Source organism: Curtobacterium sp. ER1/6 (assembly GCF_001742745.1).
Classification (GTDB): Bacteria; Actinomycetota; Actinomycetes; order Actinomycetales; family Microbacteriaceae; genus Curtobacterium; species Curtobacterium citri.
This window is the reverse complement of the sequence record NZ_MJAK01000001.1, coordinates 558,990-584,705: the sequence shown is the minus strand read 5'-3', so window position 1 is coordinate 584,705 and position 25,716 is coordinate 558,990. Positions and strand designations below refer to the sequence as shown.

Here is a 25,716-nt window from a genome sequence, read left to right as displayed (position 1 = left end):
AGACCGCCGCTGCTCAGGCTGTGGGCGAACACGCTCCTCCACAGGTTCGCTCCTGCGGACGGGAGGCCCGCCCCGGCTCCGTCACGCTGGTCACCGTGACCACGAAAGACTCCACCGACCACTGGTGCGGTGCCGCAGACCCGCCCGCCTTCGCGCGGTGGCTCGCCGACCGGTCCGCGGGGTGCGGCGCCCATCTCGTGCCCGTGCTCCGCGCCGGGCGCTGTCCGAGCGGCCACCCGGCGGTCGAGGTGCTCCGTCCGCCCGTGCATGCCCTCGACGAGGCGCTCGACGTCGTCGGCACCCCGACCGAGGGCGTCGCCGTGACGCTCACCGTGCCGCTGCTGCAGCTGGCCGCCCGAGCACGGGCCGGGGCCCTCGAGCTCGGGGTGCTCTCCGTCGAGGAGATCGGCGTGGACGAGGCCGGCGCCGTGCTCGTCGCCGATCGCCCGCCCGGCGCGGTGCCGCCCTGCCGCGACGACTCGGCGTCGGGCACCACGCCGACCGAGTCGGTGCCGGTGCCGGTGGGCCGACCGACGCGTTCGCCGCGGGACGCGGACGGGTCGCGGCAGCTCGTGCTGGCGGCGCGGACGGTGTGGGACCGCGTCGACGCGCGCGCCCCGGTCCGGGAGTCCCTCGACCCCGTCCTCCACGCCGCGGTCGACGGTGGTGCGGACGACGTGCGCGCCGCACTCGCACTCGTGCTCGCGGCGGCACCACCGCGGCCGGTGCGGTGGACGCGGCCGCTCGGTGCGTTCTTCGACGACGGAGCGCTCTTCGACGACGGAGCGACGGCCGTCCCCGGGCAGGACGCGCGGGCCGCGGCAGCGAGCACCGCCGTGGGCACCGCCGCCGGGGCTGCGCTCGTCGCCCTCGCTCGCGACCTCGTCGAACGGGGGATCCCGGTCGGGAGCACCCGTCGGCTGCCGGTCCGGCACGCGCTCGTCGGGACCGTGGTGGCGGGCGGGCTGGTCGCCGCTGCGGTCGGTGTCCGCTGACCGACGCGGACACCGGACGACCCGGTGCCCCCGCCCGGAACGCCGGACGGCCCCGGTCCCTGCGCGGGACCGGGGCCGTCCGGTGTGGATCGGACCGTCGACTCAGTAGCCGAGGTTCGGGCCGAAGTTGCCCTCCTCGAGGCGGTTCTTCACCGCGACGAGGTACCGCGACGCGTCGGCGCCGTCGATGATCCGGTGGTCGTACGACAGCGCGAGGTAGACGAACGAACGGATCGCGATCGCCTCCTGCCCGTCGACCTTGACGACCGCCGGGCGCTTCGTGACGATGCCCGTGCCGAGGATCGCCGACTGCGGCAGGAACACGACGGGCGTGTCGAACAGCGCGCCGCGCGAACCGGTGTTGGTCAGCGTGAACGTGCCGCCCGCGAGCTCGTCGGGCTTGAGCTGGTTGTTGCGCGTTCGCTCGGCCAGGTCGGCGATCGCCTTCGAGAAGTCGGCGAGCGACAGGCCCGACGCGTCCTTGATCACCGGGGTGAGCAGGCCGCGCTCGGTGTCCACCGCGATCGCGACGTTCTCGTGGTCCGGGTAGACGATCTCGTCGCCCTCGACCGTGGAGTTGATCTTCGGGTGGGCCTTGAGCGCCTCGGACGCCGCGAGGGCGAAGAACGGCATGAAGCTCAGCTTCGAACCGGTCTGCTCCTGGAAGGCGGCCTTGTTCGCGTCACGGAACTGCGCGACCTTGGTCACGTCGACCTCGACGACACTGGTGAGCTGCGCGGTCGAGGTCATCGACTGCACGGCACGCTCGGCGACGACCTTGCGGAGGCGCGACATCTTCTCGCGCGTCCCGCGGAGCGGCGAGGTCTCGGCGACGAACGGGCCGGACTGCGCGGCGGCGGGAGCCGGAGCACCCGCGGACTTCGCCTGCTCGGCGGCGGCGAGCACGTCCTCCTTGCGGATCCGCCCACCGACACCCGTGCCGGTGACGGTCGACAGGTCGACACCCTGCTCGTTCGCCAGCTTGCGGACGAGGGGCGTCACGTAGCCGGTCGCCGAGGCGTCCTGGTTGGGCGTCGGGACGGACGCCGAGGCGTTCGCGCCGGACGCCGCGGGTGCAGCAGCCGGGGCCGGAGCAGCGGCCGGGGCCGGAGCGGCGGCCGGAGCGGGGACCGCTGCCGGCACGGCGGCGGGCGGCGGGACCGGAGCGGCCTGCGGGACCGGGGGAGCCGACGGCGCCTGCGGGGCGGCGGGCTGGGTCTGACCACCCGGCGCCGGGTCGGCCTGCTGCGGCTCCGGAGCCTTCTGCTCCTCGGGCTGCTCGGTGCTCGGAGCCGTCTCGGGCTCGCTCGAGTCGGCTGCTGCCTCGTCGGCGCCCTGGTCGGCCGCCTGACCGTCGGACGAACCGGAGTCGGAACCCGAACCGGAGCCGTCGCCGATCTTCACGAGCGGCGTCCCGACCTCGACGGTCTCGTCCTCCTGGACGAGGATCTCCTCGACGGTGCCGGCGATCGGCGACGGGATCTCGGTGTCGACCTTGTCGGTCGAGACCTCGAGCAGCGGCTCGTCGACCTCGACGCGGTCACCGACGTTCTTCAGCCATCGGGTCACCGTGCCCTCGGTGACGCTCTCGCCGAGCGCCGGGAGGTTGACGGATTCGCTCATCGGGTGGGCTCCTGTTCGCGGGTTGCTGTGGTGGTGGTGGTCATTGTCTCGGTGCGCACGGGTGCCGTGGTGGTCACAGCGCGTGCAGCGGCTTGCCCGCGAGGTGGAGGAAGGCCTCGCCCAGTGCCTCGTTCTGCGTCGGGTGCGCGTGGACGAGCGGCGCGACGTCCTCCGGGTGTGCCTCCCAGTTGACGGCGAGCTGCGCTTCGCCGATGAGCTCGCCGACGCGCGCGCCGATCATGCTCACACCGACGACCGGGCCGTCGACGACGCGGACCACCTTGACGGCACCCGAGGTACCGATGATGTGGCTGCGGCCGTTGCCGGCGAGGTTGTACTCGTAGGTGTCGACCTTGTCGCTGCCGTACTGCTCCTCGGCCTTGGCCTGGGACAGCCCGACGGAGGCGACCTCCGGGTCGGAGTAGGTGACCTTCGGGATGTTCGTGTCGGAGATGACGACCGGGTTCAGGCCGGCGATCTCCTCGGCGACGAAGATGCCCTGCTGGAAGCCGCGGTGCGCGAGCTGCAGGCCGGGGACGATGTCGCCGACGGCGTAGACGTTCGGCAGGTTCGTGGCGAGGCGCTCGTCCGTGGTGACGAACCCGCGGTCCATCGCCACGCCGACCTCGTCGAAGCCCATGTTCTGCGTGAGCGGGCCGCGGCCGACGGCGACGAGCAGGACGTCGCCCTCGAAGGTCTTGCCGTCCTCGAGCGTGACGACCACGCCGTTCTCGTGCTGGTCGACGTGGTCGAAGCGGATGCCGAGCGAGAACTCGATGCCGCGCTTGCGGAACGCGCGCTCGAGCTGCTTGGACATCGACTCGTCCTCGGCGGGGATGAGGTGGGGGAGGCCCTCGACGATGGTGACCTCGGCGCCGAACGACTTCCAGACGCTGGCGAACTCGACACCGATGACGCCGCCGCCGAGGATGACGACCTTGTTCGGGACGTAGTCCATCTTGAGCGCGGTCTCGGACGTGATCACGCGGCCGCCGATCTCGAGGCCCGGCAAGGACTTCGAGTACGAGCCGGTGGCCAGCACGACGTTGCGACCGGTGACCGTCTGGTCGCCGACCTGCACCGTGTTCTGCGAGGTCAGGCGGCCCCAGCCCTGGACGACGGTGATGCCGCGCGCCTTGACCAGGCCCTGCAGGCCCTTGTACTTCGAGTTGATGACGCCCTGCTGGTAGTCGATGACCTTCGGCACCTCGACGCCGGCGAACTCGGCGATGACGCCGTACTGCTCGGCGTCACGGGTGGCGTCGGCGACCTCGGCGGCGTGCAGCAGCGCCTTGGTCGGGATGCAGCCGCGGTGCAGGCAGGTGCCCCCGAGCTTGTCTCCCTCGATGAGCGCGACGCTCATGCCGAGCTCGGCGGCCCGGAGCGCGGCCGCGTAGCCACCACTACCGCCACCGAGGACCACGACGTCGTAAGTCTGTTCCGTCACCTGGTGCAACTCCCTCGTGCGTGTCGGGGCCCGGGTCGGACCCCGCTGGACACCGCGGCGGCGGCGTCCGACGGTCGGACCGCATGGTTCCGGTCCCGTCCCGCTGGTTCCGGCGGGCGCGCGTCGGTGCGCAGCCCGCCGGGTCCAACCTACTACCTGGACTGGAGCTCTTCTGCGAGTCCGACGAGCGTGCGCACCATGACGCCGGTCGCACCCTTGCCGAGCCAGCCGTAGCCGCCGCCCTTGTGCTCGGACGGGCCGGCGATGTCGAGGTGCGCCCACTCGATGCCCTCGCCGACGAAGCGCTCGAGGAACTTTCCGGCCAGGAGCATCCCGCCGGCGGGGTTGCCGACGGTCGCGTTCACCATGTCGGCGACGTCGCTGGCGAGCCGTGCGTCGAGCTCCTCGGGCAGCGGCATCGGCCAGATCGGCTCGGCGGCGGCGTCGGCCACCGCCCGGACCCGTGCGACGAGGTCGTCGCTGCCCATCAGGCCGGTGGTGCGGTCGCCGAGTGCGACGACCTGCGCGCCGGTCAGCGTCGCGACGTCGACGATCGCGTCGGGCTGCTCCAGCGAGGCCGCGGCCATGCCGTCGCCGAGGACGAGGCGGCCCTCGGCGTCGGTGTTCGTGACCTCGACGGTCTTGCCGTTCTTGAGCGTCAGGACGTCGCCCGGACGGGTCGCGGACCCGGAGGGCATGTTCTCGGCGAGGCAGAGCCAGGCCGTCACGCGCGTGTCGAGCCCGAGGCGGGCCGCGGCGATCGTCGCGGCGAGCACGGTCGCGGCGCCGGTCATGTCGGTCTTCATGCCGAGCATCGACGCGGCGGGCTTGAGCGAGAGGCCGCCCGAGTCGAACGTGATCCCCTTGCCGACCAGGGCGAGGTGCCTGCTCGCGGACGCCGGCTCGTAGCGGACGACGACCAGGCGCGGCGGGCGCTCGGAACCGCGGCCGACCCCGGCGATGCCGCCGAAGCCCTGCTCCTCGAGCTGGTGCTCGTCGAGGACCTCGACGGTGAGGGGGAGGCCCTCTGCCTGGGCGACGGCGACGTCGGCGACGTCAGCGGGGCCGAGGTCGCCGGCGGCGGTGTTGACCAGGTCGCGCACGAGCGCCGCGGCGTCGGCGACGATCGCCGGGCGCACGGTCGCGTCCGCCGCGGTGTCGGCGGGCGCGACGACCTCGATGCGCTGGTCGCCCCGGGTCGGGCCGGTCGTGCCGGTCCCCTTGTGCCGGGTGAACGCGTACGCACCGAGAGCGGCACCCTCGAGTGCCGCCTCGACGAGCTCGGCCGAGTCGGTCGGCAGCGCGAGGGCGATGGACGACACCTGGGGGAGCTGGCGGACGGCGCTGCCCGCGGCGGCGCGCACGGCGGCGGCGTCGAGGGCCGATCCGAGGCCGACCAGCGCGATGCCGGCCGCGGCGACGCCGGTGCCGGGGAGCCGGACGAGCTGGTCCTTCGCGCCGGTGACGCCGATCGAGCCGAGGTCGAGGTCGGCGAGCGCGTCGGGGGTGCCCGCCGCGCTCGGCGCGATCGCGGGCGCGCCGCCGTCGGTGCCGGCGCGGACGCCGAGCACGAGGACGTCGGCGTCGACGTCGGAGGGGGTCGTGGAGGTGGTGGAGAGCGTCGGTCGGACCATGCGGCAAGCCTAGCCAGCACGTGTTCGCCGAGAGCGTCGGGACCGCGCACGGGACGGTCGGGGCCGCCGCCTAGCATAGGGACGTGGACCACCCTGAGGACCTGTACACCGTCGCCGTCGGCGCACCGACCGTCCCGGCCGGGCTGCACCTGGTCGCGGGCCTGACCGGCTTCGTGGACGCCGGGTCCGCGGTCGCGCAGGTGACGTCGTCCATCCTCGACGGGCTCGACCACGAGCTGGTCGCCGAGTTCGACCCGGACGTGCTCCTCGACTGGCGCGCCCGGCGACCGGTGATCACCTTCGAGCACGACCACATCACGGCCGTCGAGCCGCCGCGCCTCGCGCTGCACCTCGTGCGCGACGAGCTCGGGCAGCCGTTCCTGTTCCTCACCGGGTACGAGCCGGACTTCCAGTGGAACCGCTTCGTCGACGCGGTCACCGGGCTCGCCGACGACCTCGGCGTCGCGGACACGACGTGGTTGCAGTCCATCCCGATGCCCGTGCCGCACACCCGGACGATCAACCTGACCGTGTCCGGCACCCGGGCCGACCTCGTCGAGCAGATGAGCGTGTGGAAGCCCGAGACGCAGGCTCCCGCGAACGTCCTGCACCTCGTCGAGCACCGGCTGACGCAGCTCGGCGAGCAGGTCACCGGGCTCGTCCTCCTCGTGCCGCACTACCTCGGCGACACCGAGTTCCCGGACGCCGCCGTCACGGGCCTGTCGAGCATCTCGGCCGCCACGGGCCTGATCTTCCCGACCGACGCCCTGCGCGAGGCCGACCGCGAGTTCCGCACGCGCGTCGACGAGCAGGTCGCCGGCAACCCCGAGCTGCAGCGCCTGGTCGCCGTGCTCGAGGAGCGGCACGACACCTACATGGAGGGCAACGCGGTCGCGTCGCCGCTGACCGGTGTCGACGGGCAGGTCCCGACGGCCGACGCGATCGCCGCGGAGCTGGAACGCTTCCTCGCCGACCGTCGACCCGACGGGGACGCCCCCACGGACTGACGGCGCGTCGCCGGCACCGGTCGCGGCCGGGAGGCTCCTCCACCGTCCGCCCCGCACGCCGCGTCCTCCACAGGTCGGTCCGGGCGCGGTGCGCACGTCGCTACCCTGGTCGGGTGAACTCCCGCCGTGCCTTCCTCGTCTGGGGCGTCGCGGTGCTCGCCTACGTCCTGGCCGTGGTGCAGCGCTCGTCCCTCGGCGTCTCCGGGGTCGACGCGCAGGACCGCTTCGCGGTCTCCGCGGCGGTCCTGTCGACGCTCGCCGTCGTGCAGATCGCCGTCTACGCCGGTCTGCAGATCCCCGTCGGCATCGCGCTCGACCGTGTCGGGCCGCGGAAGCTCGTGCTCCTCGGCGCCGCCCTCCTCGTGGTCGGGCAGACCGTCGTGGCCTTCTCGCCGACGATCGGACCGGCCATCGCGGGACGGGTGCTCGTCGGTGCCGGCGACGCCATGACGTTCATCTCGGTCATCCGGCTCGTGCCGATGTGGTTCAGTGGTCGGATCCTGCCGCAGATCTCGCAGTGGACGGGCAACCTCGGCCAGGTCGGCCAGATCCTCTCGGCCTTCCCGTTCGCCGTGCTCCTGCACACGGCGGGGTGGACGCCGGCCTTCGGCGTCGCGGCGGCCGCGAGCCTGGTGGGCCTGCTGCTCGCGGTGGCCTTCGTGCGGAACGGTCCGGTGCCGGTCCGCACCGACACGATCCCGCTGCCCCTCCCGCACTCGTGGCGCGGCGCGTTCCACACGTTCGGGCACGCGCTCCGGCGCCCCGGCACGCAGCTCGGGTTCTGGTCGCACTACGTCACGCAGTCCTCGGGCACGGTGTTCTCCCTGCTCTGGGGCGTCCCGATGCTCCGTGGCCTCGGCTACACCCCGAGCGAGGCGGCCGGGTTCCTCACGGTGATCGTCATCACGGGCTTCGTCGCCGGTCCGGTGCTCGGTGTGCTCTGCGCGCGCTTCCCGCTCCGCCGGTCGAACCTGGTGCTCGGCATCGTCCTCGCGCTCGGGGTCGTCTGGACGGCCGTGCTGCTCTGGCCCGGGCACCCGCCGACGTGGCTGCTCGTGCTCCTCGTGCTCGCGATGGGCGTCGGGGGACCCGGGTCGCTCATCGGCTTCGACTTCGCACGGAGCTTCAACCCGGTCGGGTCCCTCGGCTCGGCGAACGGCGTGGTGAACGTCGGCGGCTTCCTCGCGGCCTTCGTGATGATGTTCCTCATCGGCACCCTGCTCGACGTCGTCTCCGGGGCGACCGGGCGGACGGTCTTCGACTGGGAGAACTTCCGCGTGGCGCTGACGGTGCAGTACGTCGTGGTCGGCCTCGGCGTCGTGATGCTCCTGCTCGCCCGCCGGCGGACCCGGCGGGACATGCACGCGCAGGACGGAATACGGGTGGGCCCGCTCTGGGTTGCACTGGTTGCACGCCTGCGGAAGAAGGCCGTGCAATAATGGAGGACGGACCCATCGGGCCCCGGATGTCCACGGCACTGCACCGCGCCGTGGGAGTCGGGGGACTTGACATGGGTCCTCGTGCTGCCCGGAACGGTAGGACCTGACGACGCGGGGGACTGCGGCCCAGGCCCTGGGCGGCGAGGGAGGCCACGACCCCACGAACGTGGCACGACGAGAGAGGTGATCGCATGGCTGCCCGGAGCACGACGATCGATCCCACGAAGGACAACGAGCCCGAGGCCGTCGCGGCGGACGACGCCGACGCGGCCGAGGGGAAGGCCGCGCCGAAGAAGCGCGCCACGAGGACCACCGCCGCGAAGACCACCGCCGCGAAGAAGGCCGCACCGAAGAAGGCGTCGACCCGCGCGAAGAAGCAGGCCGACGACGAGGACGAGGACGACGCGGCCGTCGAGCCCGCCGACGACGCCGTCGAGACCCCCGACGACACCGACGCCGAGGACACGGCGGACGACACCGAGGACAAGACCGCCAAGCCGGACGCCGCCGCTGCGGTCGCCGCGGGTGCGCTCGTCATCTCGCAGTCCGACGACGACGAGGCACCGGTCTACTCGACCACCATCACGGGTGCGACCGCCGACCCGGTGAAGGACTACCTCAAGCAGATCGGCAAGGTCGCGCTGCTCAACGCCGAGCAGGAGGTCGAGCTCGCGATGCGCATCGAGGCCGGCCTGTTCGCGGAGGACAAGCTCCAGCACTCGACCGGTCTGTCGAAGCCCGAGGAGCGCGAGCTCCGCTGGGTCGCCCGTGACGGTCAGCGCGCCAAGTCGCACCTGCTCGGCGCGAACCTCCGTCTCGTCGTCTCGCTCGCGAAGCGGTACACCGGCCGCGGCATGCAGTTCCTGGACCTCATCCAGGAGGGCAACCTGGGCCTGATCCGTGCGGTCGAGAAGTTCGACTACACCAAGGGCTTCAAGTTCTCGACCTACGCGACGTGGTGGATCCGCCAGGCGATCACCCGCGCGATGGCGGACCAGGCCCGCACCATCCGCATCCCGGTGCACATGGTCGAGGTCATCAACAAGCTCGCCCGCGTGCAGCGCCAGATGCTCCAGGACCTCGGTCGCGAGCCCACGCCGGAAGAGCTCGCGCGCGAGCTCGACATGACCCCGGAGAAGGTCGTCGAGGTCCAGAAGTACGGTCGCGAGCCGATCTCCCTCCACACCCCGCTGGGTGAGGACGGCGACTCGGAGTTCGGCGACCTGATCGAGGACACCGAGGCGGTCGTGCCGGCCGACGCGGTGGGCTTCACGATGCTGCAGAAGCAGCTCGAGAGCCTGCTCGACTCCCTGTCCGAGCGCGAGGCGGGCGTGATCCGCATGCGCTTCGGCCTCGGGGACGGCCAGCCGAAGACCCTCGACCAGATCGGTGACACGTTCGGCGTGACGCGCGAGCGCATCCGGCAGATCGAGTCGAAGACGATGGCGAAGCTCCGCCACCCGTCCCGGTCGCAGTCGCTCCGCGACTACCTCGAGTAAGCCGGCATGCGCTTCCTCGTCCCAATCCTGGTCGGGCGGATCCTCCGCGCCCTCGCACGAGCGCGGGGCGGTGGATCCGCCTACCCGGGCTACATCGTCCTGAAGCTCGTGCCGGACTTCCTGCAGCACGTGACGAAGCAGTTCCCGAACGGCGTCGTCTTCGTGCTCGGATCGAACGGCAAGTCCACGACGACGCACATGATCTCGGACATCGTCCGGGCGCACGGCCTCCGCGTCTTCACGAACCCCTCAGGCGCCAACCTGCCGCAGGGCATCGCCTCGGCGCTCCTGTCCGAGGTGTCGCTGACCGGTCGACTCAAGGCGGACATCGGCATCCTCGAGGTCGACGAGGCCTTCGCGGTCGAGCTCGCCGGGATCCTGTCGCCGTCGACGGTGACGATGCTCAACGTCCAGGTCGACCAGCTCTACCGGTTCTTCGAGACCGAGCGCGTCGCGACGATGATGCTCGACACCGCTGCGCTGTCGACCGCGAACGTCATCACGAACCGCGACGACCAGTTCCTCGACGCGTACGTCGGTCGCTCCGGCCAGCGCGTGCTCCGCTTCGGTGCGAGTGCCGAGGTCGTGGCCGCCGCCCCGAACGGCCTGCAGAACGCCGACGACTTCGACCGCACCGCCGGGGAACCGAACCCGGCCGAGTCCGAGGTCGTGACGAACACCGGCGACGGTGCGACCGTGCGGTTCGACGGGACGGACATCCCGGTCCGCCTGCCGGCGCGGGGGCTGCACTACGCGGTCGACGCCGCCGCCGCGACGGCCACCGCGAGTGCCGCGCTCGGAGCGCAGTTCCGCGCGGACGCCGTCACGACGGCGTTCGGCACGATGAAGCCGGCGTACGGCCGCGGTGAGCGGCTGCCCATCGCGGGCGAGTCCGCCGAGTTCACGATGTTCAAGAACGCCGCGAGCCTGCAGCTCAACCTCGACGCCCTGCCGGACCACCCGGAGCAGGTCCTCATGGCGATCGACGAGGGCACGCCGGACATCTCGTGGATCTACGACATCGACTTCTCGAAGCTCGACCACGTCGACGTCGTCTCGGGCGACAAGGCCTGGCAGATCGCGATCGCGCTCGAGCACGCCGGTGTGCGCATCGGCCGCGTGGAGCCCGACGTCGAGGCCGCCATCAGGCACATGCAGGGTCTCGGTGCGACATCGAGCGGCACGAAGAACTTCATCGTCAACTACGAGATCATGATGATCGCCCGCAAGGCCCTCGGCCACGGCGACATGGAGAAGACGGCATGACCGCCGACCGGTTGACCATCCTGCACGTCTACCCGCGCCAGATGGGCGTCTCGGGCGACCGCGGCAACGTCGCGGCGCTCGTCCGCCGTGCCGAGGCCGCGGACATCGCCACCGAGGTCGTCGAGTACGCGCCGGGCGACCCGGTGCCCACGACGGCGGACGTGGTCGTCGTCGGCAACGGCCCGCTCAGCGCCATGCGTTCGCTCGGCGCCGACGTCACGCGGGTCGGCGGTGCGGTCCGCGACCTCGCGGCCGCCGGTGTCCCGGTCGTCGCGGTCGGTGGCGGGTTCGACCTGGCGACGAACGAGGTCGTGCCGACCGAGGGCGCGCCGGTGGCGGGTTTCGGGGTGTTCGACGCGCGCGCCGTCCGCGGCGCTGAGCGACGGGTCAACTACTTCGTGCTCGACACGCGGTACCCGCTGCTCGGCGGTGCGTCGACGCGCCTCGCGGGGTTCGAGGACCACGCCACCCGCATCGAGCTCGGCGCCGGCGTGGAGCCCTTCGCCGACGTCGTGTCCGGCGGCGGCAACCAGGCCGGGTCCCCGGTCGAGGGCGCGATCGTCGGCACCGCGTTCGGCACCCACACCCAGGGCCCGATCCTGCCGCTCAACCCGCAGCTGACCGACGCGGTCCTCGCTGCAGCCACCGCGCGGCTCGACCGCGAGTACACGCCCGACGCGGAGCGGACAGCCGCCGTCGACAGGTACGCGCGCGAGGCGCGCGCGACGATCGACCGCTACGTCGACAAGGCCTTCAAGCGGATCGCCTGACCGCGCGGTCGACACCCGACCACGAACGGACGGGAGGCGCGGTGCCAGCTGGCACCGCGCCTCCCGTCCGTTCGTCGGGTGACGACTACTTCGACTCGTGGAGTCGGCTGCTCTCGTCGTGCCACTCGATGGCGGTCGCCGCGAGCTTGTCCTTGAACTCGGCGCCGTGGTGGGCGCAGAAGTAGAGCTCGCCACTGGCCATGGTGGCGCGGATGTAGGCCTGCGCTCCGCAGCTGTCGCAGCGGTCAGCAGCGGTGAGCTGGTGGCTGCTGGTCTCGTCGATGGAGAGGTCCTGCACGGTCTGGGTCATTGCTGTGCTCCTCACGGATCGCAGGTGGTGGCGCTTCGTGCACTCATTTGAACACGAGGTGGCTGGGAGACGTGCATCCGGGGCGGCCTGTTTCGCTGACCGCGGAGCGGTTGTCCCCAGTCCGAGGCGCGCCGCTGACCGGGGCCGAGGCTGTCGGTGCCCGTCGGTACCATCGGGAGGTGAGCTCCGACTACTCCGCACGCCACCTCTCCGTCCTCGAGGGACTCGAGGCGGTCCGGAAGCGTCCCGGTATGTACATCGGGTCCACCGACTCGCGGGGGCTCATGCACTGCCTCTGGGAGATCATCGACAACTCCGTCGACGAGGCCCTCGCCGGCCACGGCGACGAGATCGGTGTCGTCCTGCACGACGACGGTTCGGTCGAGGTCCGCGACACCGCCCGGGGGATCCCGGTCGACGTCGAGCCGAAGACCGGGCTGACCGGTGTCGAGGTCGTCTTCACGAAGCTGCACGCAGGCGGGAAGTTCGGCTCCGGGTCGTACGCCGCGTCCGGTGGCCTGCACGGTGTGGGCGCCTCGGTGGTGAACGCGCTGTCCGAGCGGCTCGACGTCGAGGTCGACCGCGGCGGCAAGACCTACGCCATGTCGTTCCACCGCGGTGAGCCCGGCGCGTTCGCCGGTGACGGCCCGGACGCGCCGTTCTCCCCGTTCACGTCCGGCAGCGAACTGCGCGTCGTCGGTAAGGTGAAGCGCGGGGTCACCGGATCCCGCATCCGCTACTGGGCCGACCGGCAGATCTTCACCGCGGACGCGAAGTTCAGCACGACCGACCTGGTGAGCCGCGCGCGCCAGACGGCGTTCCTCGTACCGGGCCTCGGCATCACCATCACCGACGAGCGGCCCTCGTCGATCGAGGCCGCGGCCGCACGGGCGGTCGCCACGGGCGCGCCCGTCGAGTCCGGACCCGTGATCGAGCGCTTCCGCTACGAGGGCGGCATCAGCGAGTTCGTCGAGCACCTCGCCGTCGACACCGCCGTGACCGACGTCTGGCGCATCGAGGGCACGGGGACGTTCACCGAGACCGTGCCGATGCTCGACGACAAGGGCCACATGGTGTCGACCTCGGTCGACCGCGAGTGCCAGGTCGACATCGCGCTGCGGTGGGGCAGCGGCTACGAGACCGTCGAGCGCAGCTTCGTGAACATCATCGCGACCCCGAAGGGCGGCACGCACCTGACCGGCTTCGAGTCGGGGCTGGTGAAGGCCGTCCGCACCCAGGTCGAGGCGAACGCCCGCAAGCTCAAGGTCGGCCAGGACAAGCTCGAGAAGGACGACGTGCTCGCCGGGCTCACGGCCGTGCTGACCGTCCGCCTGCCCGAGCCGCAGTTCGAGGGGCAGACGAAGGAGGTCCTCGGCACGCCGGCGGTCCGGAAGATCGTCGACCAGGTGGTGTCGAAGCGCCTCACCGAGATCCTGACCTCGACGCAGCGCACCGAGAAGGCGCAGGCCGCCACGCTGCTCGAGAAGGTCGTCGCCGAGATGAAGACCCGCATCTCGGCCCGGGCGCACAAGGAGACCCAGCGCCGGAAGAACGCGCTCGAGAACTCCTCGTTGCCGACGAAGCTCGCCGACTGCCGCAAGCAGGACGCCGAGGGCACCGAGCTCTTCATCGTCGAGGGCGACTCCGCGCTCGGAACCGCCAAGCTCGCCCGCAACAGCGAGTACCAGGCGCTGCTGCCGATCCGCGGCAAGATCCTCAACGTGCAGAAGGCGTCGGTGTCGGACATGCTGTCCAACGCTGAGTGCGCCTCGATCATCCAGGTGATCGGCGCCGGCTCCGGCCGCTCGTTCGAGATCGACCAGGCGCGCTACGGCAAGGTCATCATCATGTCGGACGCCGACGTCGACGGCGCCCACATCCGCACGCTGCTGCTCACGCTGTTCTTCCGGTACATGCGGCCGATGATCGAGCAGGGTCGGGTGTTCGCCGCCGTCCCGCCGCTGCACCGGGTGGTCGTCGTCAACCGCGGGAAGCCGAACGACACGCTGTACACCTACTCGGAGGCCGAACTGCAGGCCGTGCTGAAGAAGCTGGCGAAGCAGGGCAAGAAGTACCAGGAGCCGATCCAGCGGTACAAGGGCCTGGGGGAGATGGACGCCGACCAGCTCGCCGAGACGACGATGGACCGCACGCACCGGACGCTCCGCCGAGTGAACGTCACCGACGCCGAGGGCGCTGCGAAGGTCTTCGAACTCCTCATGGGGAACGACGTCGCGCCGCGCAAGGAGTTCATCCTCGCCGGCGAGGGCCTCGACCGCGACCGCATCGACGCGTAGCGCCGGTCGGCACGCGGCCGCAGCCCGCGCGCCTACGCCTCGCCCGCGGTCCCGTCGAGCGCCGCGGCGCTCCCGCCGATCGAGTCGATCACGGCCTCGAGCGGCGCCCCCGACCCGTCGCGCTTCGAGAGCCAGTCCGGCAGCGTCCGTGCGGCCCCGTCGACCCCGACCGCGTGCGGCGGTGCGATGCCGGCCCATGCCACGGTCAGCCCGTCCTCGCCCTTGAGGAACGCGTGCGCCCGGACGCCCTGGGTCGCGCGACCCTTCGCCGGGAACTCGGAGAACGCCGACACCTTCGCGCGTCCGGCGTCCGTCCCGGGCAGGGCACCCGAGGCCGTCGACACGGTCGCGACCACGGCGTCGTCCGAGCGGGCGACGGACCCGAACCAGATCACCGTGGCGCCGGAGGCCAGCGAGACCCCGGCGACGCCGCCCGCGGGCAGGCCCTGGGGGCGGACGCCCGACGCCGGGAACCGCAGCAGCTGCGCGTTCGACGTGATGAAGACGAGGTCATCGGACTCGGGTGCCTGCGCGGCCCCGACGACGGTGTCCTTCGGCTTCAGGCCGATCGCGACGAACTCGTCCTTGTCGGGCCAGGCGCCCGTGGCGACGCGCTTGACGGTGCCCTGCGCGGTGCCGATCGCGACGGAGTCCGCGGCGCCGGTCGACAGGTCGACGAGTGCGACGACCGTCTCGGTCCGCGTGATGCCGAGGTAGTCGGCCACCCGGACCCCGGCATCCAGCCGGACCGAGGCGGGCGGGACGGCAGGGACGTCGACGGGGGAGAAGCGGAGCACGCGCCCGGTGGACGTCAGCGCGCCGACCTGCCCGCGCACCGTCGACAACACCGTCGAGCGGACGGCGTCGTGCTTGGAGCGCTGGGGGACGCGGACGATGCCGAGGTCGGTGTCCGGGACGTCGACCCGCACGAGGCGGCCCGTGGTGGAGAGCAGCACGCGGCACGGGGCGTCCGCGATCTGCAGCGACTCGGGGTCGACGGCGGCCTTCCGCCCGCCCTTCACCGGAGCGTCGGCCTCGGTGAGCAGGGTGCGACGCGGGGTGGCGAAGCGATCGGAGACCTCGGTCAGCTCGAGGGCCACCTGGGCGCGCAGCCGGTCGTCGGAGGCGAGCAGTTCCTCGAGCGCGGCGATGTCGGCGAGCAACTGGTCGCGCTCGCCCTCGAGCTCGAGCCGCGAGAACCTCGTCAGGCGGCGGAGGCGCAGCTCGAGGATGTACTCGGCCTGCACCTCGGAGAGGTCGAAGACGTCCTGCAGCCGTGTGCGCGCCGCCTCCGAATCGTCGGAGGACCGGATGACCTCGATGACCTCGTCGATGTCGAGGATGGCGACGAGGAGCCCCTCGACCAGGTGCAGCCGCTCGCGCCGTCGGGCCAGGCGGTACTCGGAGCGGCGCGTGACGACGGCGAGACGGTGCCGCACGTAGACGTCGAGCAGCTCCCGCAGCCCGAGCGTCCGGGGCGAGCCGTCGACGAGGGCGACGTTGTTGATGCCGAAGCCGTCCTCGAGGGGGGTGTGCTTGTACAGCTGTTCGAGCACGGCCGACGGATTGAAGCCGGACTTGATGCCGATGACGAGCCGCAGCCCGTGGTTCCGGTCGGTGAGGTCGTTCACGTCGGAGATCCCGACGAGCTTCTTCGCCTGGACGCCGTCCTTGATCTTCTCGATCACCCGCTCGGGACCGACGAGGTACGGCAGCTCGGTGACGACGAGGCCGACCTTGCGCGGCGTGAGGTTCTCGATGCTCACCTTGGCGCGCGTGCGGAAGGAACCGCGGCCGGTGGCGTAGGCGTCGCGGACCCCGGAGAGCCCGACGATCGTGCCGCCGGAGGGCAGGTCGGGACCCGGGACGAACTCCATCAACTCGTCGAGCGTCGCCTGCGGGTTCATCAGCAGGTGCTTCGCCGCCTCGACGACCTCGCCGAGGTTGTGCGGCGCCATGTTCGTCGCCATGCCGACCGCGATGCCGGACGCGCCGTTGACGAGCAGGTTCGGGAACGCCGCGGGCAGCACGCCCGGCTGCATGATCTGGTTGTCGTAGTTCGGGACGAAGTCGACGACGTCCTCGCCGAGGCCCTCGGTCATCGCCATCGACGGCTCGGCGAGTCGCGCTTCGGTGTACCGCGCGGCGGCGGGCCCGTCGTCGAGCGACCCGAAGTTGCCGTGTCCGTCGACGAGCGGCACGCGCATCGTGAACGACTGCGCCATGCGCACCAGGGCGTCGTAGATCGCACTGTCGCCGTGCGGGTGCAGCTTGCCCATGACCTCGCCGGTGACGCGGGCGCTCTTGACGTGCCCCCGGTCCGGCCGCAGTCCCATCTCGGCCATCTGGTACAGGATGCGTCGCTGCACCGGCTTCAGGCCGTCACGCGCGTCCGGCAGGGCCCGCGAGTAGATGACGGAGTACGCGTACTCGAGGAACGAACCCTGCATCTCCTCGGAGACGTCGACGTCCTCGATGCGCTCACCGTCGGGCAGGCCGACTGCTTCCGTGCGTGCCATGGGACCTTTCTGGGAGGATCGTGGGGTGCCCCCCAGCGTACCGAGCGCCCCCGACGCCACCGCGAACCTCGCCGACGTGCTCCCGAGTTGCCTCGTCGCGCTCGGCGCCGCCGACGACGCCTGGTTGCGTGCCACCGGACGGGAGGCGCGGATCGCGCTCCGCCCCGCCCGTTCCGTCGTCGTCGTCCTGGTCGACGGCCTCGGCTCGTCGGCACTGTCGGCCCGCGCCGGCCACGCGCGCTGGCTCACCGCCGCCACGGGCGGCGGCACGCTGAAGCGCCTGCGGAGCGGCTTCCCCACGACGACCGCCGCGGCCCTGAGCACGCTGACCACCGGTCGCTCGCCCGGCACGCACGGCGTGGTGGGCTACAGCGGCTGGGAGCCCGGCACCGAGCGGGTGGTCAACCTGCTCAGCGGGTGGGACGACGAGGTACCCGCCGGGTGGCTGCTCGCGAGCACGGTCTTCACCGAGGCGGTGGCACTGGGGGTCGAGCCCGTCGTCGTCGGCCCGGCTCGGTACGAGTCGTCGGGCATGACGGCGAACGTGCTCGGCGGCGCCCGGTACGCGGCGGCGGACAGCATCCCGCAGCGGGTCGACGCAGCGCTGGCAGAGACCGCCGCGGGCCGGTCGCTCGTGTACCTCTACGTGCCCGAGCTCGACTCCATCGGCCACAAGCGCGGCTGGGAGTCCGACCGCTGGACCGCGGCGCTCGAGCAGCTCGACGGCGAGCTCGCCCGGCTCGCGGCACGCAGCGGCCCGGACGTCGGGATCCTCGTCACGGCCGACCACGGCGTGCTCGACGTGCCGCCGGAGGCGAACATCGCGATGGACCCGGCGCTGCTCGTCGACGTCGTCGCGATCGCCGGGGACCCGCGCTGCCGTCAGCTCGCCGTCCGGCCGGACACGGACGTCCCCGCGCTCGTGGCGGCCTGGCGCACGCGCTACGGCAAGAAGGCGTACGTCGCGAGCCGCGACGAGGCGGTCGCAGCGGGCTGGTTCGGCGCCGTCGACGACCGCGTGCTCCCGCGCATCGGTGACGTGGTGGTCGTCGCACGCGGGTCGTGGGCGTTCAACGACGACCGCGAGCTCGACCCGCGGAAGGAGCCGAAGCGGATGATCGGACAACACGGCGCCCTTACCGACGACGAGGTGTTCGTGCCCCTCCGACTGGCGGGTGCCTTCGCGGGCTGACCCGGCACCGGAACGGGAGCGGCCCCGCAGCGCGACGAACGCTGCGGGGCTGCACCGGGCCTCCCGTCCGACGGGCGCGGCTCGGGAGGGAGCGGATCAGGCCGGGTCCTCCGGGCGGGTGCCGAAGACGATCTCGTCCCAGCTCGGCATCGAGCGGCGGTTGCGCTTCTTGCGCTCCGGACGGTTCTCGGACCCGGGGGCCGACGTCGGGCGGTCCTCCTGCTCGGGAGCGGAGGCGGGGGAGGCGTCCCAACCCTGCAGTGGGACGTCGACGACGCTGATGGAGGTACCGCGCGGCTCGTCCTGCTGCTCCGTGAAGGACGCGGCCTCACGTTCACCGCGACGACGCCGGAGGGCCTCGAGCAGGTCGGCGGTCTCGTTGCCGGGCGAGCGCTCCTCGACCGGCGCGGCGCCGATGCGGGGGAGCGGCGCACGGAGCGGACGGTCCTGCACCTCGGGCTCGACGGCGTCGTGGTCGTCCTGCTCGACGCGGAACGCGCCCGAGTCGAACCGCGTGCCGTCGGTGTCCTGGTGGTCGTTCTCGACGGCGCGGAGGCGCGGCGCGATGCCCTCGTCCTCGGTGTGCGAGAGCCGGTGTGCGTCGCCGTTGTCGGGGACGAGCGTCGACGTCTTCGGGTCGAACAGCCACTGCGCGTCGTGCTCGACCTCGGACGCGGTGTAGCGGACGCGCACCTGCCAGCCCTGCTCGGGGTCCTTCCAGGAGCCCCACGCCACCGACCGGGCGTCGCCGGACTCGAGCTTGGCCTCGATGGCCGCGCCGAAGGTGTCGGGGGACTCGTCGTCGGCCGGCGTCACCGGGACCCGGCGCGCGGCGTCGAGGACGAACGCGCGCTCGGCGAGCACGGGACCCTCGAAGCGTCGGACGTACTCGACGTCGACGTCGAGCGCGGCGGCCACGTCGGCGGCGTCGGCACCGCCCCGGATGCGCGCCTGCACGTCCTTCGGTGACACGCGCTTGTGCGGACCGGCGTCGGGGTTCGCCTGGCGCACCTGGCTCGACAGCGACGCGGTGACCGGCAACCGGAACTCGGTGCCGCCGTCGGTCGCGAGCAGGAGCGCCCCGGACTCGACCCCGATGACTCTCACGTCTTGCATGGTTGCGCCTCCCGAGCGTTGCGTACGGTCGTGCTCGTACCTTGCAGGAGTATGCAGCCGGGCGCGCCCGTTCCCGCGGAGGCGCACGGGCGTGCCGCGGACTCCCGGGACGACGAGCGCCCGAGCGGGTCGCACCGGGACGCCCGGGAGGGTGCCCGGCGTGCGGGAATGTCCGGGGTGGGCAACGGGTTGCAGCGCCTGACGATCCCGCACGGCGTTCGGTTTGCGCTCTCGCGGGTCGTGGTGCAAACTGTCGCCGCCGATCACCGGCGACGACCTCTCGACACGAGAAACGGATGGGCATGGCCACCGATTACGACGCCCCCAGGAAGACCGACGACTCCTCCACGGACTCGGAGTCGATCGAGGCCCTCAAGGAGCGCGTGCCCGACAAGATGTCGGGGGTCGTCGACGATGATTCGGACAACCCCGGCAGCTTCGAGCTCGCCGGACAGGACCTCAGCGACGTCGACCTCGACGTCGTCGTGCTGCCCCCGCAGGTCGACGAGTTCACCTGCGTCGAGTGCTTCCTCGTGAAGCACCGCTCGCAGCTCGACCACGAGTCGAAGCTCGGCCCCGTCTGCGCGGAGTGCGCCTCGCTCTAGGCACGTGATCACGAACGGCCCGTCACCCCTCGAGGTGGCGGGCCGTTCCGCGTGGCGGGCCGGGCGCGGGCGGCCGGTGCCGGTGCCGGGTGTACCTGGCGGGATCGGGCGTACGCGAGTGTCGGGCAGGAACGGGCGTACCTGGCGGGATCGGGCGTACCGGGTCGTCCTGAACGACCAGGTACGCCCGGAATCCCGTTGGATCGCGACCGTCCTGGGAAGGAACGGGCATGGCGGGCGTGCGCCGCGCCTCCCGTCCGGGCGACCGTCCTGGGGAGGAACGGGCGTGGCGGGCGTGCGCCGCGCCTCCCCGCCGCCCCTCGGGAGACGCGACGGGCGCGAGCCGACGTCAGGAACGCAGCGCGTCCACGACCGCCTGCGGATTCCGCGCGCTCACCAGCCAGTAGGGCGTCGGGTCCGCGGGGTCGGCGACCTCGACGCGCACGACGCCCCGGACGTAGCCGCGGAAGAGCGTCCACGCGCGGGCGTCGAGCGCCGGCCCGCGCTGGTCCGTGGCCGCTGCGCCGGTGAAGGCGGCGGCCTCGCCGACGAGCGCCCGGGGGAGGTGCGCCCTGCCGGCGCGGAACTCGGTGTCCGTGACCTCGATGGTGGGAGCGAGCGCCCAGAGCAGGACGAGCACGCCCGCGTACATCCCGATCGCCACGAGCACCCCGGCGAGGACGCTGATGGGCAGGAACACGAGCAGGCTCGCGGGGATGACGAGCGCCGTCGCCAGGTACAGGGCGGGCGGGGCCCAGAGTCGTTCGCGGTACACGGTCACCCCTCCATCCCACCACGACATCCCGCCCTCGCCGGTCCGAGGTCACGGAACGGTCACGGCTGCACTACCCTCGTGTCTCGTGACCGAACCAGTCGACGTGCTCTGGACCGGGGAGAACGCTCCCGGCCACGCCCACCCCGGGGACGCCGGTGCCGACCTCGTCTCCACCGAGTCGTTCGTGCTGCAGCCGGGCGAGCGACGCCTCGTCGGCACCGGCCTGCGGATCGCGCTGCCCGAGGGGTACGCCGGGTTCGTCGTCCCCCGCAGCGGGCTCGCGGCGAAGCACGGCATCACCATCGTGAACGCGCCGGGCACCGTCGACGCGGGCTACCGCGGCGAGATCGGGGTCGCGCTGCTCAACACCGACGCCGCCGAGGCGTACGAGGTCCGGACCGGTGACCGCATCGCACAGCTCATCGTGATGCCGGTGCCCCGCGTCACGTACACGCGCGTCGAGGCACTGCCGGACAGCGTGCGCGGTGAGGGCGGGTTCGGGTCCTCGGGCTACGGTGACCGGGGTGGTGCCCTGTACGGCGCCGCCGACGACTTCCAGGAAGGAACGGACGCATGAAGTTCGGCCGACGCAAGCGGGACGAGGTCGAGGTGGCGGACGCCGTCGTCGACGACGCCGAGATCGCGGAGACGACGCCGGAGGTCGACATCGCGACCGACGCCGACGCCGACCTCGACGAGGTGGACGCCGTCGCACCGACGGACAAGTCCGCCCCGGCCGACCGGGCCGAGAACGGCCCCCACGACGAGACCGAGGCGAACCTGGTCCGTCCCTACGTCGACCTGGGCGGCGTGAAGGTGCTCCCGCGCGAGGGCCTGCACCTGCGCCTCGAGGTCGAGGAGGGCTCGCAGCGCGTCGTCGCGGTCGGGCTCGACTACGACGAGTCGACGCTGCAGGTCCAGCCGTTCGCCGCCCCGCGGTCGACCGGCCTCTGGCACGAGATCCGCGCGCAGATCGCGGACCAGATCGAGCGGCAGGGCGGCCGCGTCGAGGAGGTCGACGGGCCGTTCGGCCCCGAGCTCCGTGCGCTCGTCCCGGTCGTCACCGACGGCTCCGGCTCGACCGACGGCGCCCGGGCGGCGCGGTTCGTCGGCGTCGACGGCCCCCGGTGGTTCCTGCGCGGCGTGATCGCCGGCAAGGCCGCCGAGCAGCCCGACGACGCCGCCGAGATCGAGGAGCTGTTCCGCAGCGTGGTCGTGGTGCGCGGCACCACGCCGATGCCGCCCCGTGACCTCATCCCGCTGCACATGCCGAAGTCGACGCAGTCCGCCGTCTGACGCCCGGTACGTCCCCGCTCGACTCGACACGGCCTGGAGGCACGGTGCCGGACCACGACGACACCCCGCGTCGCGCAGACGCAACCGACGAGACCCCCGGTCCCGTGCCGGCTCCGGCACCGGAGCCGGAGGTCGCGCCGTCGTTCTCGGCGCAGTTCCGCGCCGCGGTGCAGAACGCCGGGATCGCACGGGTCGCCCCGGGGGAGGCGCCGTCCGGCCGGGCACTGCTCGGCGCCGTCGGCGGTGTGCGCGGCCTCGCCGAGTCGGTGCTCCCCGGGTTCGCCTTCCTGGTCGTCTACGCGATCACGAAGGAGCTCGTGCCGAGCGTCGTGATCCCGGTCGTCGTCGGCCTGGTGTTCGTCGTGCTCCGCCTGCTGCAGCGGCAGTCGCTCACGATGTCCTTCGCGGGCATCGCCGGTGTGGTGGTCTCCGCGGCGCTCGCACTGTTCACCGGCCGTGCCGAGACGAACTTCATCCCCGGCATCGTCATCAACTCGGTGTGGTTGGTCGGTCTGCTGGTGAGCCTCGCGGTCCGCTGGCCCCTCATCGGCGTCGTGGTCGGCTTCCTGCTGCCGGCGGACGAGGACGGCTCGCACGTGGACTGGCGCGCGGACCCCACGAAGCGCCGCGTGCTGACCGTCGCCACCTGGGTCTGGGTGGGGCTCTTCGCGCTCCGACTGGCCGTCGAGGTGCCGCTGTACCTGACCGCCCAGGTCGAGCTGCTCGCCGCGGTGAAGCTCGTCCTCGGCGTGCCGCTCTACGCCGCCGTGCTCTGGGTCACCTGGCTGCTCGTCCGCACGGTGTTCGTGCGGCGTGAGGACACCGCCGCGGTGTAGGGTTGTCTCGACATCGAGACACTTTCCCGGCGACGCTCCGACGCGGCCGGGATTAGGTTTGCCTTGCTGGTGGGACGTTCCGCGGCCCACGAGGATGAGGGCACACCGATCACCAGGGAGGCGGCACAGTGGCTGCAGTCAACAGCTTCGGCTCGAAGGACACACTGTCGGTTGGGGGTGTCGACTACGCGATCCACCGGATCGACACCGTGCCCGGGCACGAGAAGCTCCCGTACAGCCTGAAGGTGCTGCTCGAGAACCTGCTCCGCACCGAGGACGGCGCGAACGTCACCGAGGAGCAGATCCGGGCGCTCGGTTCGTGGCGGCCCGAGGCCGAGCCGGACACCGAGATCCAGTTCTCGCCGGCCCGCGTGGTCATGCAGGACTTCACGGGCGTCCCGTGCATCGTCGACCTCGCCACCATGCGCGAGGCGATGGCCGAGATCGGCGGCGACCCGAACAAGATCAACCCGCTGTCGCCGGCCGAGATGGTCATCGACCACTCCGTCATCGCCGACCTCTTCGGTCGCGAGGACGCGCTGCAGCGCAACACCGACCTCGAGTACGAGCGCAACGGGGAGCGCTACCAGTTCCTCCGCTGGGGCCAGACCGCGTTCGAGGACTTCAAGGTCGTCCCGCCGGGCACCGGCATCGTCCACCAGGTCAACATCGAGTACCTGGCGAAGGTCACCTACACGCGCGAGTTCGACGGCGAGCTGTACGCGTACCCGGACACCCTCGTCGGCACCGACTCGCACACCACGATGGTGAACGGCCTCGGCGTGCTCGGCTGGGGCGTCGGCGGCATCGAGGCCGAGGCCGCCATGCTCGGCCAGCCCGTGTCGATGCTCATCCCGAAGGTCGTCGGTTTCAAGCTGTCCGGGTCGATCCCGGCCGGCGTGACCGCGACGGACGTCGTGCTCACCATCACGCAGGAGCTCCGCAAGCACGGCGTGGTCGGCAAGTTCGTCGAGTTCTACGGCGAGGGCGTCTCCGAGGTCCCGCTGGCGAACCGCGCGACCATCGGCAACATGTCTCCGGAGTTCGGGTCGACCGCCGCGATCTTCCCGGTCGACGGCGTCACGCTCGACTACCTGCGCCTGACCGGCCGCACCGAGGACCAGATCGCCCTCGTCGAGGCGTACAGCAAGGCGCAGGGCCTGTGGCACGACCCGTCGGTCGAGCCCGCCTACTCGGAGTACATGGAGCTCGACCTCTCGACGGTCGTGCCGTCGATCTCCGGACCGAAGCGCCCGCAGGACCGCATCGAGCTCTCGAAGGCGAAGGACCAGTTCGAGGTCGACCTCGCCAACTACGCGAGCATCGACCACACGCACGAGGACAAGGCCGTCGCCGACACCTTCCCGGCGTCGGACCCGGTCGCGGCCGCCCCCGGTGACGAGCACGCGGTCGACGACCTGCAGGACGCCCCGCCGTCCGAGGTCCCGCTGCACGCGTCGAGCGCCCCGGGCACGGTGTCGAAGCCGACGTCGGTCTCCGTCGCCGACGGCGACCCCTTCACGATCGACCACGGTGCCGTCGCGATCGCGGCGATCACGTCGTGCACGAACACGTCGAACCCCTCGGTGATGATGGCCGCGGGCATCCTCGCGCGGAACGCCGCGAAGAAGGGCCTCAAGGCCAAGCCGTGGGTCAAGACGACCCTGGCGCCGGGCTCGAAGGTCGTCACCGACTACTACGAGAAGGCCGGGCTCACCAGCTACCTCGAGGACCTCGGCTTCTACACGGTCGGCTACGGCTGCACGACGTGCATCGGCAACTCGGGCCCGCTGCCCGAGGAGATCTCGCAGGCCGTGCAGGACAACGACCTCGCCGTCACCGCGGTGCTCTCGGGCAACCGCAACTTCGAGGGGCGCATCAACCCCGACGTGAAGATGAACTACCTGGCGTCCCCGCCGCTGGTCATCGCCTACGCCCTGGCCGGGTCGATGCACTTCGACTTCGACAAGGACGCCCTGGGCACCGACCAGGACGGCAAGGACGTCTACCTGCAGGACATCTGGCCCGACGCGGCCGAGGTGCAGGACGTCATCGACACGTCGATCGACACCGAGATGTTCACCCACGAGTACGGCTCCGTGTTCGAGGGCGACGACCGCTGGAAGAACCTGCCGACCCCGACGGGCGACACCTTCGAGTGGGACACCGAGTCGACCTACGTGCGGAAGCCCCCGTACTTCGAGGGCATGACGATGCAGCCGGACGCGGTGTCGGACATCTCCGGCGCCCGCGTGCTGGCGAAGCTCGGCGACTCGGTCACCACCGACCACATCTCGCCGGCCGGGTCGATCAAGGCGGACAGCCCCGCCGGGCAGTACCTCGCCGAGCACGGCGTCGACCGGAAGGACTTCAACTCCTACGGCTCGCGTCGCGGCAACCACGAGGTGATGATCCGCGGCACGTTCGCGAACATCCGCCTGCGCAACCAGCTGCTGGACGGTGTCGAGGGCGGGTACACCCGTGACTTCACGACGCCCGACGGCGAGCAGTCGTTCATCTACGACGCGTCGCAGCACTACCAGGAGCAGGGCATCCCGCTCGTCATCTTCGGCGGCAAGGAGTACGGCTCCGGCTCGTCGCGCGACTGGGCGGCGAAGGGCACGAACCTGCTCGGCGTCAAGGCGGTGATCACCGAGAGCTTCGAGCGCATCCACCGCTCGAACCTCATCGGCATGGGCGTCGTCCCGCTGCAGTTCCCGGCGGGCGAGACGGTCGAGTCGCTCGGCCTCGACGGCACCGAGGTCGTCTCGATCTCGGGGCTCACCGAGCTGAACGAGGGCCGCACGCCGAAGACCGTGCACGTCACGGCCGAGCCGAGCGAGCACTCGCCGGCGGGCAAGCAGACCGTGGCGTTCGACGCGGTCGTCCGCATCGACACCCCCGGTGAGGCCGACTACTACCGCAACGGCGGCATCCTGCAGTACGTGCTCCGTTCGCTCGTCTGAGCGACGTGAGCACGGGTCGCTGAGGCGACCGAGACACGGACGGGAGGCGCGGTGCCAGCTGGCACCGCGCCTCCCGTCCGTGTCCTGGTTGCGCGGCTAGGGTGGGGGCCTGCCCCACGAAAGG

At 71.8% G+C, this 25,716-nt stretch carries 20 protein-coding genes; 13 read left to right on the top strand and 7 right to left on the bottom strand.

The window, feature by feature from the left end; all coding sequences use genetic code 11:
* The first annotated feature begins 95 nt into the window (after window positions 1–95).
* Window positions 96–995 carry a hypothetical protein gene (locus Cus16_RS02695; RefSeq protein ID WP_141718772.1) on the top strand — a complete coding sequence of 300 codons (900 nt, stop codon included), beginning with the start codon at window positions 96–98 and terminating at the stop codon, window positions 993–995.
* Window positions 996–1,097: 102 nt separating this feature from the next.
* Here the strand turns inward: Cus16_RS02695 and sucB are convergent, their stop codons facing one another.
* The 3 genes from sucB to Cus16_RS02680 all read right to left on the bottom strand — a co-directional run bounded on the left by sucB (window position 1,098) and on the right by Cus16_RS02680 (window position 5,699).
* Window positions 1,098–2,618, bottom strand: a complete 1,521-nt coding sequence (gene sucB, locus Cus16_RS02690; protein WP_069711037.1) for a 2-oxoglutarate dehydrogenase, E2 component, dihydrolipoamide succinyltransferase — start codon at window positions 2,616–2,618, stop codon at window positions 1,098–1,100.
* 73 nt (window positions 2,619–2,691) lie between these two features.
* Window positions 2,692–4,065 carry a dihydrolipoyl dehydrogenase gene (gene lpdA / locus Cus16_RS02685; RefSeq protein WP_069711036.1) on the bottom strand — a complete coding sequence of 458 codons (1,374 nt, stop codon included), beginning with the start codon at window positions 4,063–4,065 and terminating at the stop codon, window positions 2,692–2,694.
* 152 nt (window positions 4,066–4,217) lie between these two features.
* Entirely contained in the window at window positions 4,218–5,699 is a 1,482-nt protein-coding gene (locus Cus16_RS02680; protein ID WP_069711035.1) for a leucyl aminopeptidase, read from the bottom strand.
* Between the two features lie 83 nt (window positions 5,700–5,782).
* On the opposite strand from Cus16_RS02680, the gene Cus16_RS02675 reads away from it, so the two are divergent.
* The 5 genes from Cus16_RS02675 to Cus16_RS02655 all read left to right on the top strand — a co-directional run bounded on the left by Cus16_RS02675 (window position 5,783) and on the right by Cus16_RS02655 (window position 11,680).
* A complete protein-coding gene (locus tag Cus16_RS02675; RefSeq protein ID WP_069711034.1) occupies window positions 5,783–6,706 on the top strand; it encodes a proteasome assembly chaperone family protein in 924 nt (307 codons plus the stop codon).
* Between the two features lie 113 nt (window positions 6,707–6,819).
* Window positions 6,820–8,145, top strand: a complete 1,326-nt coding sequence (locus tag Cus16_RS02670; protein WP_069711033.1) for an MFS transporter — start codon at window positions 6,820–6,822, stop codon at window positions 8,143–8,145.
* Between the two features lie 191 nt (window positions 8,146–8,336).
* On the top strand, window positions 8,337–9,644 hold the full coding sequence (locus tag Cus16_RS02665) for an RNA polymerase sigma factor (protein WP_069711032.1): 1,308 nt from the start codon (window positions 8,337–8,339) through the stop codon (window positions 9,642–9,644).
* Window positions 9,645–9,650: 6 nt separating this feature from the next.
* Window positions 9,651–10,910 (top strand): MurT ligase domain-containing protein, encoded by a 1,260-nt coding sequence (locus Cus16_RS02660; protein WP_069711031.1) that lies wholly within the window; start codon window positions 9,651–9,653, stop codon window positions 10,908–10,910.
* Window positions 10,907–11,680: a type 1 glutamine amidotransferase gene (locus Cus16_RS02655; RefSeq protein WP_069711030.1), complete on the top strand. Its 774-nt coding sequence runs from the start codon at window positions 10,907–10,909 to the stop codon at window positions 11,678–11,680. The genes Cus16_RS02660 and Cus16_RS02655 overlap by 4 nt, the downstream gene beginning before the upstream one ends.
* An 85-nt stretch (window positions 11,681–11,765) precedes the next feature.
* On the opposite strand, the gene Cus16_RS02650 is transcribed toward Cus16_RS02655, so the two are convergent.
* Window positions 11,766–11,990, bottom strand: coding sequence for a hypothetical protein (locus Cus16_RS02650; RefSeq protein WP_069711029.1), 225 nt, complete (start codon window positions 11,988–11,990; stop codon window positions 11,766–11,768).
* 179 nt (window positions 11,991–12,169) lie between these two features.
* Here Cus16_RS02650 and Cus16_RS02645 point away from each other — a divergent pair, with 179 nt between their 5' ends.
* Window positions 12,170–14,287 (top strand): type IIA DNA topoisomerase subunit B, encoded by a 2,118-nt coding sequence (locus Cus16_RS02645; protein WP_069711028.1) that lies wholly within the window; start codon window positions 12,170–12,172, stop codon window positions 14,285–14,287.
* A gap of 32 nt (window positions 14,288–14,319) precedes the next feature.
* Here the strand turns inward: Cus16_RS02645 and Cus16_RS02640 are convergent, their stop codons facing one another.
* The gene (locus Cus16_RS02640; RefSeq protein ID WP_069711027.1) at window positions 14,320–16,806 is read right to left on the bottom strand and encodes a DNA topoisomerase (ATP-hydrolyzing) subunit A; all 2,487 of its coding nucleotides are present in this window, start codon (window positions 16,804–16,806) and stop codon (window positions 14,320–14,322) included.
* 25 nt (window positions 16,807–16,831) lie between these two features.
* On the opposite strand from Cus16_RS02640, the gene Cus16_RS02635 reads away from it, so the two are divergent.
* Window positions 16,832–17,998, top strand: coding sequence for an alkaline phosphatase family protein (locus Cus16_RS02635; RefSeq protein WP_069711026.1), 1,167 nt, complete (start codon window positions 16,832–16,834; stop codon window positions 17,996–17,998).
* A 96-nt stretch (window positions 17,999–18,094) separates the two neighbouring features.
* On the opposite strand, the gene sepH is transcribed toward Cus16_RS02635, so the two are convergent.
* Window positions 18,095–19,114: a septation protein SepH gene (gene sepH, locus Cus16_RS02630; RefSeq protein WP_069711025.1), complete on the bottom strand. Its 1,020-nt coding sequence runs from the start codon at window positions 19,112–19,114 to the stop codon at window positions 18,095–18,097.
* Window positions 19,115–19,416: 302 nt separating this feature from the next.
* On the opposite strand from sepH, the gene Cus16_RS02625 reads away from it, so the two are divergent.
* On the top strand, window positions 19,417–19,719 hold the full coding sequence (locus Cus16_RS02625; RefSeq protein ID WP_069711407.1) for a DUF4193 domain-containing protein: 303 nt from the start codon (window positions 19,417–19,419) through the stop codon (window positions 19,717–19,719).
* Between the two features lie 349 nt (window positions 19,720–20,068).
* Here Cus16_RS02625 and Cus16_RS02620 read toward each other — a convergent pair whose 3' ends face one another.
* Window positions 20,069–20,500 carry a DUF3093 domain-containing protein gene (locus Cus16_RS02620; protein ID WP_069711024.1) on the bottom strand — a complete coding sequence of 144 codons (432 nt, stop codon included), beginning with the start codon at window positions 20,498–20,500 and terminating at the stop codon, window positions 20,069–20,071.
* A 79-nt stretch (window positions 20,501–20,579) separates the two neighbouring features.
* On the opposite strand from Cus16_RS02620, the gene dut reads away from it, so the two are divergent.
* The 4 genes from dut to Cus16_RS02600 all read left to right on the top strand — a co-directional run bounded on the left by dut (window position 20,580) and on the right by Cus16_RS02600 (window position 25,592).
* Complete coding sequence (dut, locus tag Cus16_RS02615) at window positions 20,580–21,071, top strand: dUTP diphosphatase (RefSeq protein ID WP_069711023.1); 492 nt, start codon at window positions 20,580–20,582, stop codon at window positions 21,069–21,071.
* Window positions 21,068–21,790 (top strand): DUF3710 domain-containing protein, encoded by a 723-nt coding sequence (locus Cus16_RS02610; RefSeq protein WP_223246494.1) that lies wholly within the window; start codon window positions 21,068–21,070, stop codon window positions 21,788–21,790. Before dut ends, Cus16_RS02610 begins: the two co-directional genes overlap by 4 nt.
* 44 nt (window positions 21,791–21,834) lie before the next feature.
* Window positions 21,835–22,626, top strand: a complete 792-nt coding sequence (locus tag Cus16_RS02605) for a DUF3159 domain-containing protein (RefSeq protein WP_069711022.1) — start codon at window positions 21,835–21,837, stop codon at window positions 22,624–22,626.
* 128 nt (window positions 22,627–22,754) lie between these two features.
* Window positions 22,755–25,592 carry an aconitate hydratase gene (locus Cus16_RS02600; RefSeq protein WP_069711021.1) on the top strand — a complete coding sequence of 946 codons (2,838 nt, stop codon included), beginning with the start codon at window positions 22,755–22,757 and terminating at the stop codon, window positions 25,590–25,592.
* The last annotated feature ends 124 nt before the right edge of the window (window positions 25,593–25,716 follow it).

Coding starts and splice junctions, on each gene's coding strand:
- sucB (WP_069711037.1), bottom strand. CDS start 2,618: ATGAGCGAATCCGTCAACCTCCCGGCGCTCGGCGAGAGCGTCACCGAG.
- Cus16_RS02680 (WP_069711035.1), bottom strand. CDS start 5,699: ATGGTCCGACCGACGCTCTCCACCACCTCCACGACCCCCTCCGACGTC.
- Cus16_RS02665 (WP_069711032.1), top strand. CDS start 8,337: ATGGCTGCCCGGAGCACGACGATCGATCCCACGAAGGACAACGAGCCC.
- Cus16_RS02660 (WP_069711031.1), top strand. CDS start 9,651: ATGCGCTTCCTCGTCCCAATCCTGGTCGGGCGGATCCTCCGCGCCCTC.
- Cus16_RS02655 (WP_069711030.1), top strand. CDS start 10,907: ATGACCGCCGACCGGTTGACCATCCTGCACGTCTACCCGCGCCAGATG.
- Cus16_RS02650 (WP_069711029.1), bottom strand. CDS start 11,990: ATGACCCAGACCGTGCAGGACCTCTCCATCGACGAGACCAGCAGCCAC.
- Cus16_RS02640 (WP_069711027.1), bottom strand. CDS start 16,806: ATGGCACGCACGGAAGCAGTCGGCCTGCCCGACGGTGAGCGCATCGAG.
- sepH (WP_069711025.1), bottom strand. CDS start 19,114: ATGCAAGACGTGAGAGTCATCGGGGTCGAGTCCGGGGCGCTCCTGCTC.
- Cus16_RS02625 (WP_069711407.1), top strand. CDS start 19,417: ATGGCCACCGATTACGACGCCCCCAGGAAGACCGACGACTCCTCCACG.
- Cus16_RS02610 (WP_223246494.1), top strand. CDS start 21,068: ATGAAGTTCGGCCGACGCAAGCGGGACGAGGTCGAGGTGGCGGACGCC.